This window comes from Eubacterium sp. BIOML-A2, assembly GCF_009680135.1.
GTDB classification, from domain to species: domain Bacteria; phylum Bacillota; class Clostridia; order Lachnospirales; family Lachnospiraceae; genus Faecalicatena; species Faecalicatena contortus_B.
On record NZ_WKZK01000069.1, the window covers coordinates 21304 to 28512 of the forward strand.

General features: G+C 36.8%; 4 protein-coding genes and 1 pseudogene. 2 read left to right on the top strand and 3 right to left on the bottom strand.

What is annotated here, in order from left to right; all coding sequences use genetic code 11:
• The first annotated feature begins 173 nt into the window (after window positions 1-173).
• Window positions 174-1021 (top strand): annotated as a pseudogene (locus GKG43_RS19825) (tyrosine-type recombinase/integrase).
• Window positions 1018-2193 (top strand): IS91 family transposase, encoded by a 1176-nt coding sequence (locus GKG43_RS19830; protein WP_129879712.1) that lies wholly within the window; start codon window positions 1018-1020, stop codon window positions 2191-2193. The pseudogene GKG43_RS19825 and the gene GKG43_RS19830 overlap by 4 nt, the downstream one beginning before the upstream one ends.
• Window positions 2194-2509: 316 nt before the next feature.
• Here the strand turns inward: GKG43_RS19830 and GKG43_RS19835 are convergent, their stop codons facing one another.
• From GKG43_RS19835 to GKG43_RS19845, 3 genes are all read right to left on the bottom strand, one after another.
• Complete coding sequence (locus GKG43_RS19835) at window positions 2510-2668, bottom strand: transposon-encoded TnpW family protein (RefSeq protein WP_117526082.1); 159 nt, start codon at window positions 2666-2668, stop codon at window positions 2510-2512.
• Window positions 2669-3923: 1255 nt separating this feature from the next.
• A complete protein-coding gene (locus GKG43_RS19840) occupies window positions 3924-6722 on the bottom strand; it encodes a DNA methyltransferase (protein WP_055164298.1) in 2799 nt (932 codons plus the stop codon).
• A 124-nt stretch (window positions 6723-6846) separates the two neighbouring features.
• The gene (locus tag GKG43_RS19845) at window positions 6847-7146 is read right to left on the bottom strand and encodes a hypothetical protein (protein WP_243125878.1); all 300 of its coding nucleotides are present in this window, start codon (window positions 7144-7146) and stop codon (window positions 6847-6849) included.
• Between the last annotated feature and the right edge of the window lie 63 nt (window positions 7147-7209).

Consider the following 7209-nt stretch of genomic DNA (forward strand, 5'->3'; position numbering starts at 1 on the left):
TCCATAATCCGTTATTGTTAAGTTACCACACGAAACAACTGAACTAAGAAAGCTCCACTGCCTATGATAAGAATAACATTTTCCAGTCTCTTCCGCAATCGGAATTATGACGCTAATGCACCTCCGAATAGGTAGATGTAATTATTAACACTACTTATTCTGGAGGTTTTATTATGTATAAAGATATTTTTGAATCTATCCGCAATGAAGCGGAAAAACGTAACCTGCGTGAAAGAACTATTCAACTGTATTGCTCGGATGTCAGTTACTTCCTTCGTTGGATTGGAAAAATGTTTCTGATCTTACACTTGAAGATGCGGAAAGTTTTCTTACTGCCAAACGTCTGGAAGGAAGGTCTCCTGAAACTCACAATCACTATCGGTCTGCAATAAAGTTCTTATATAAAAAGGTGCTGAAGACTGTCTGGGATGATGACACTGTCCCGGCTATGAAAAGAGAGCGCAATCTTCCTGCCGTTCTGTCCTGCGATGAAATAAATGCAATCATTGACGCCACCCCGAATCTGAAGCATAAAGCGATTATTGCAACTATGTATTCTTCCGGATTACGTGTATCGGAGGTCGTTCATCTCCATTATGATGACATTTCCCGTACCAACATGACAATTCATGTTCGTGAAACCAAAGGCAGAATTGACAGGTATACGATTCTGTCTCAAAAAAATTTAGACCTTCTCACTGAGTATTGGTACAAATGTGGTCGCCCTAAAGATATCCTTTTCCCAAGTTCCTGGACCGGTGGATATCTTGATATAGCCAGTGTTAACCAGTTCTTTAAGAAAAGTGCTAAACTCGCCGGCATTACCCGTCATGTTTCCTCTCATGCATGTCGTCATAGTTTTGCCAGCCACCTATTCGAAAGTGGCACAGATATAAAATATATCCAGTCACTTCTTGGACATGTTGATCCTCGCTCTACAGATGTTTACCTTCATGTGAGCAACAAGACACTTCTTGGGATCCGCAGCCCGTTCGACAACCCGGAAGGTGGTGAATCATGAGTAAGGATTGTACGATTCAGGATGTTTTTCATCGTTTTTATTCATCATTTGAATCCACACATGATATTTCTCCCGCTCAGCGAAAGGCCGCTTACCACATCATGAATTGCAAAACTGGTGCCTTTGGTGTGAATGTAAGCGTATGCGAGGACTGCGGCTGCATATCAGTCCACTATAACTCCTGCCGTGACAGGTGCTGTCCTATGTGTCAGGAGTTTCCAAAAGAAAAATGGGTAGATGCACGGCGGGAGGATATCTTAGATGCCCCTTATTTCCATGTAGTTTTTACAGTTCCAGAAGAACTTAATCCCATTATCTACAGCAACCAGAAATTCTTATACGCTGCTCTTTATCATGCGGCTTCAGATACTCTCAGTGAACTTGCTGCTGACAGTAAATATCTTGGGACTGATATCGGCTATATTTGTATCCTCCATACATGGGGAAGTACCATGAACTTTCATCCTCATATCCATGCGATTGTTCTTGGTGGAGGACTGGATGCGAAAAATCATTGGAAAGACAATGGGAAAGAGTTTTTCCTTCCGATTAAGGTGATCTCCAAAACGTTTCGTGGAAAATATATGGCTGAACTTAAGCAGCTCTGGGAAAATGACAGGCTTGAATTTCATGGATCGGCTGCACCTTACAAAAACTACTATACTTTCAAGGAATTGTTAAATACCTGCTATACAAAGGAATGGATTCCTTATTGCAAGAAACCATTTAACGGTGCCGAATCTGTCATCAGATACCTTGGAAAATACACCCACCGGATTGCTATCAGCAACTACCGTATCAAAAGTATGACAGAATCTACAGTTACATTTTCTGCTAAAGATTACAAAAACCAAGGGCTTTGGAAAGAGATCACCTTATCCGGCGAGGAATTTATCCGTCGATTTTTAATGCATGTTCCCCCAAAACGCTTTGTACGTATCAGGCACTATGGTCTTCTTTCATCCAGAAATAAGAAGAAAAAGATTACCCTATGCAGAAACATCCTTGGTTGCAAAAAATATATTTCCAAGCTGAAAGATATGGATGCACCTGCCATTATCCGTCTTCTTTATAATAAAGATATATGCAAGTGTTCTTCCTGTGGTGGTAAGATTATCCCTCTGCCTACAGAACAACATTTTATAAAACCAAAACCACATATGCTCTGTTAACCTATCATAACTGTATATTTTTTTAGCTTCCTTAGGGAGGCTTATTTCTGGTGTCATAATACAGGACTGAATTATAAATTCTATGTGTTTCTATGTGTACACGCTATCCTATTATAAATAGAGTGTCAGAATTAAAAGTCCATATAGAGTTGACGCGCTTTGTTCAACCAGAAAAAATCGAAATTGATGCAAACGAAAGGGCAGTTAATAAAAAGTCTCAATACTGCTTTTTCGTTTGCACCACCTTCGATTCTTTTCTTAACGATTTGTTACTCACATGATATCATATTTTTTCTTCAATTACATCCACCTAATTTTAATACACTGCCTGTCGACTTGCTTCTGTAACCAGCATCCGGTTAATCTTCTCCTGCATTGTTTCCTTTGCATTTTCATTGAAATGATAACGGACAACATAGACTGTCTGCCCGATTTTCTTTGTAAATGTGTTACCCTCTGTTTTTGTATTCATCATTTTTTCCATAATCATTTCTCCTTTCTTTTGGAGCCCCAGCAGAGAGTCATTCCATTGGTCTCTGTCAGAACATTATTCTTTAAATCAGACCCAAAATGGGCACTTCCAGTTTCACAGGCTACCTATATATAGCCTTTTCATTTTTGCTTGCAAAAAGCCTTGTGATCACAGCACTTTTTTAACGTAAAAAGCGTTTTAATATGATGCAGCCAACGACAAGAAGCATATCTAACAAATATCATTGTCTATCACTTCTGTTTTCTCTGCCGATATCTCTCTGGTTAATGCCTAATAATCTTCCCTGCCAGACAAGACGATAAGTACAGCGTTTGCTTCTATCGTGTTTCCAAATACTTTCTTCCATCATCCGATGGTTCTTCATCAAGTTCCGGTCCGTGACGTTTACAGATATCTAAAAACATTGTCCGGCAGGCAGAATCGGCTGCAGATTCAAAATTTTATTATTCAAAAATAAATAAAAATGGATTCCACCAAAATACCCATCACCAAAAATGTACTGGACACTTCTATTCATTATATTTGCACCAACAACTTGAAGTTATCTTCCTGCTTACGACTTTCCAACAACATAAACTCCAAATATCATTTTGATAATATAAAGATACTTCTTTCTTACCCCAGAGCAAGATCCACCTGTGTTTAACAATATTGTCTTTCATCACAATATTCTCTCATCAGGTTTTCATCTTGCTGGGGATTCCCCAAACCCATTTTTCTATTTATGCCGAGGTCTCAGTACACACTAGAGCAAGATCCACCCCGGTAATACCATATCGCTATTTTAGCAATACGGCATTTTTCGGATGTTGGAATCTTGCTGAGGATTGTGCTCCCCAGTTCCTCACATTCAGCATAAATATATAATTGGTTCCTCGAATTTCTTCGGTCACAGCACAGGGAGAAAAAATAGGCTAAACAGCCCTATATCCCTGTGAAATCACCATGTGATTAAAAAATAGCAAGGACAGGAAGTGTGGATACACTTCCGCAAAATTGCCAATTTCGGAGCCATATCCAAAATTGAAAAATACATAAAAATCAAAAATCCGAAACCTTACTTGATATCCAAATTTATAATTTTTACAGATTACAAAAAAACCAATATGAAAATTTTACAAATTTTGTACCACCTGTAAAATTCCCATATTGGTTTTCATTCAGCTTTTATGGATTTGGAATATTCTATGTTTTCAAATATTTTACTTTGAGCAAAAAACAGCTCTATAAACTTTTATCATTGCATTTTCTGGTATAATTTCATCAACTCTCCCACACAATCTGCTTCCGTCATTTTTGTACTAAAGCCATACGCAGCCATAACAGCTTTATCATTTGCAGTATGTGCTCGCCGTAACTCGGCTGGCATTGTTAAAGGATCATATAAAGCCGCAAGATTACTATTAGGATATAATGTTCTTGCTTTCAAAATTTCCTGTGCCGATTTTTCAATTTGTTCCCGATTCTTCTCCGTTACTACAGGCCACGGGAAATTGTTATACACTATTGTGTTTGAATAACTATAATCACTTTTTAATCTTCCACACACTGCTCGCATCCATGCCATATGAACATTCGACATCAATACACCAAATTCATAAAATGATGCATTTGGCATAGTGAATAATTTGTCTCCCGGAATAATTTCACCATCTAAATAATCCATTGGAATATATCTACGATTCTGAGAAGAAACTTTGGGAATCGCAATATATTGATTTTTATGTTCAAGTATTGATGCAAATAAAGTTGGATTCTCAGCCGCTTTTTTTGTGTTCGCTCTTGTACTACTAAGTCTAAATTCACGTACTTTATTCACCCGTTCTAATATCATCGGACATTTTTTTAATAATCCAGGATCAGCTCCAACAAGCCAAATACAATATCTCGGCTTTCGATCAATAAAATCTTTTCCCATCATATAATGTCTAAAAAACGGAGAAGCCTGTGGTTCTTTTTCCAAAAACTCTTCCTTTTCCTCTTCCGTCAATATTAAAAATCCACCATCAATTGCTTGCCCACCTAATGCTATTTCAGGAACATTACACAATGGTTTCATTCTTTTTTCAATGAATATATTTTCTGCATCAAGCAAATATCCATTAATATTATTCGCCGGAATTGCGTTCTCACCTGAATAAATTATTTTCTGCTTATTATTTACAGCTCTGCTAAAGCCAACAATTACACAATGAACATGCGCTTTTATTGACGCTTCACTATCCCATATAAATGTTCTGTATGCAAAATCAATATGTACACCTGATTCAAAAAGCGGTTTCCAGAGAATCGAAACACTTTCTCCCTGTGTAATTGAATTAGTTGATACCAATGCTGCTCTGATATTATAATTTCCCATATAGTCAGCTGCTTTTTTATACCAGCAACTAACATAATCAAGATTTCCTATACTCTTCCATCCTTCAAATATCTTCTCAACATCTTCCTTCTGCTCCGACGCCATCCAACGTGCTCCTACAAATGGCGGATTTCCCATTATAAACGATAATTTTTCTGCAGGAATTACATCATTCCAATCAATTCTTAATGCATTTCCTTCTGTGATATTTACATATGTCTTTAAAGGAAGAAAATCATCATTAAATCCATACACAATATTTTTCGTTTCTTCCAACATTTGAGATTCTGCAATCCATAAAGCCGTTTTTGCAACTGTAACTGCAAAATCGTTAATCTCTATTCCATAAAATTGCTGAATAGAAACTCTAATTGGATTATTTACCTCTACCAATGTCATTTGTCCGCCAACTTTTTCCTTTATCACCTCATTCTCCAAACGACGAAGCGACAAGTATGTTTCTGTAAGGAAATTTCCAGAACCACACGCAGGATCAAAAAATGTAAGTGATGCCAATTTATTTTGGAATTCTTCCAATTTTTTATCTCTGGTACGCTTCACTTGAATTGCTCTAATACTATCAAATTCCTTTTGCAAATCTTCCAAAAAAAGCGGACTAATAACTTTATGTATATTTTCAATAGATGTATAATGCATTCCTCCTGAACGTCTGGTCTCAGGATTTAATGTAGATTCAAATACCGCTCCAAATATAGTTGGAGAAATATCACTCCAATCAAAATCTTCTGACGCTTTTGTAAGAAGTAATTCTTTAATTTCCTCTGTAAAAGGTGGTATCTCAATAGTTTCATCAGCAAATAACCCACCATTTACATACGGGAACTGAGCAAGTTCTTCCTCCAAATACTCGTCTCGCTCTGATACAGGTGTATCCAATATCTTAAATAATTCTAATAAAGCTCTCCGGCAATCCTTTACTTCATATGTTTCCAAATAATCATGGAACATATTTCTCTTTCCGAAAATACCAGCATCTTCTGCATACAAGCAAAAAACAATTCGCACACATAAAGCATTCAGGCTCTTTAGTTTATGCTCTCTTTTTTCTTTCTGCTCAAATGTTTCATCCTTTTCCTTAATATCTGGTATACGATATTGTTTTAAAAACGCATCATAAATAAGCCCAACAATACCTCCTGCTTTTATTGATACTTCCATTTCATGCGATATTGTCTTTACTTCCTTTTTCACCAAGAAGTCCAACAATGGATATTTGCTTTGTAATTCATCTAAAGCAATCTTTGTCGGTTCTGGCTGTTTCTGGTTCATATCATAAATCCAAATTTCAGCAAAATTTGACGTAACAATCCACCGAGCTCTTTCATCAAAAGTCAGCTTCCCATTATATCTGTCTGCCTGTTCAAATGGAGTAAGATCAACATCTCCTGAATTCCTGATTTTCTGATCCAATGCTTTTCCAAGACTCTTCTGTTCAATAATTACTCGTGTTTCAGGAATATATACATCAATACGTTTTGTATTTCCATCAATTACAACTTTCTTTTCAAAGTTCAAACGTTCTGTCACATTATCCATTCCCAAAACATTCGTCAATAAATCAATCCAATAAGAACGTCCATCTTCATCTTCTTTCCCTTTTCCCATCCATCGGTTTACAAATTGACGGGCAGCCTCTCTTTGTTCTGCATCTGTCATGCTTTTTCCTCCTAAATAATCGTACATTCACAAATCTTTCTCCGACTATTTTTACATATCATATCCACAGTATATCATAAAATTATTACAGAACAGCATTCATATATCATTATTTGTATTTTGTCTACACACAAGGAACTTCTACCGCCAAATCATAATAATATTGATACATGACCATGTTATCTTTTGCTTCTATATACACTCTCTGAGCTTCTTTCATCAAGTTATTCCAAATTTCTTTCCATTCACTAGGAGCCGAATCTAAAAACCACATATTATTAAATGACATTTCTATCGTCCCCCATAAATCATCTTCTTTACGCTCAGTTTTTATATTCATCTGCATATTTCGTGCAATTTCCAATGCATCTTTTTGTAAAAAAGTGAATTTCACTACTTTTTGAGGATCTGTGCAAACAGCCACTTTCTGCGGCCAGCAGGGCCGCATTTCCCGGCCAGTCAGGGCCATATTAAACGGCCAGTTTTA

Excerpts from the sequence above, each read along its gene's own strand:
- GKG43_RS19830 (WP_129879712.1), top strand. The coding sequence starts at position 1,018 with ATGAGTAAGGATTGTACGATTCAGGATGTTTTTCATCGTTTTTATTCA.
- GKG43_RS19835 (WP_117526082.1), bottom strand. The coding sequence starts at position 2,668 with ATGATGAATACAAAAACAGAGGGTAACACATTTACAAAGAAAATCGGG.
- GKG43_RS19840 (WP_055164298.1), bottom strand. The coding sequence starts at position 6,722 with ATGACAGATGCAGAACAAAGAGAGGCTGCCCGTCAATTTGTAAACCGA.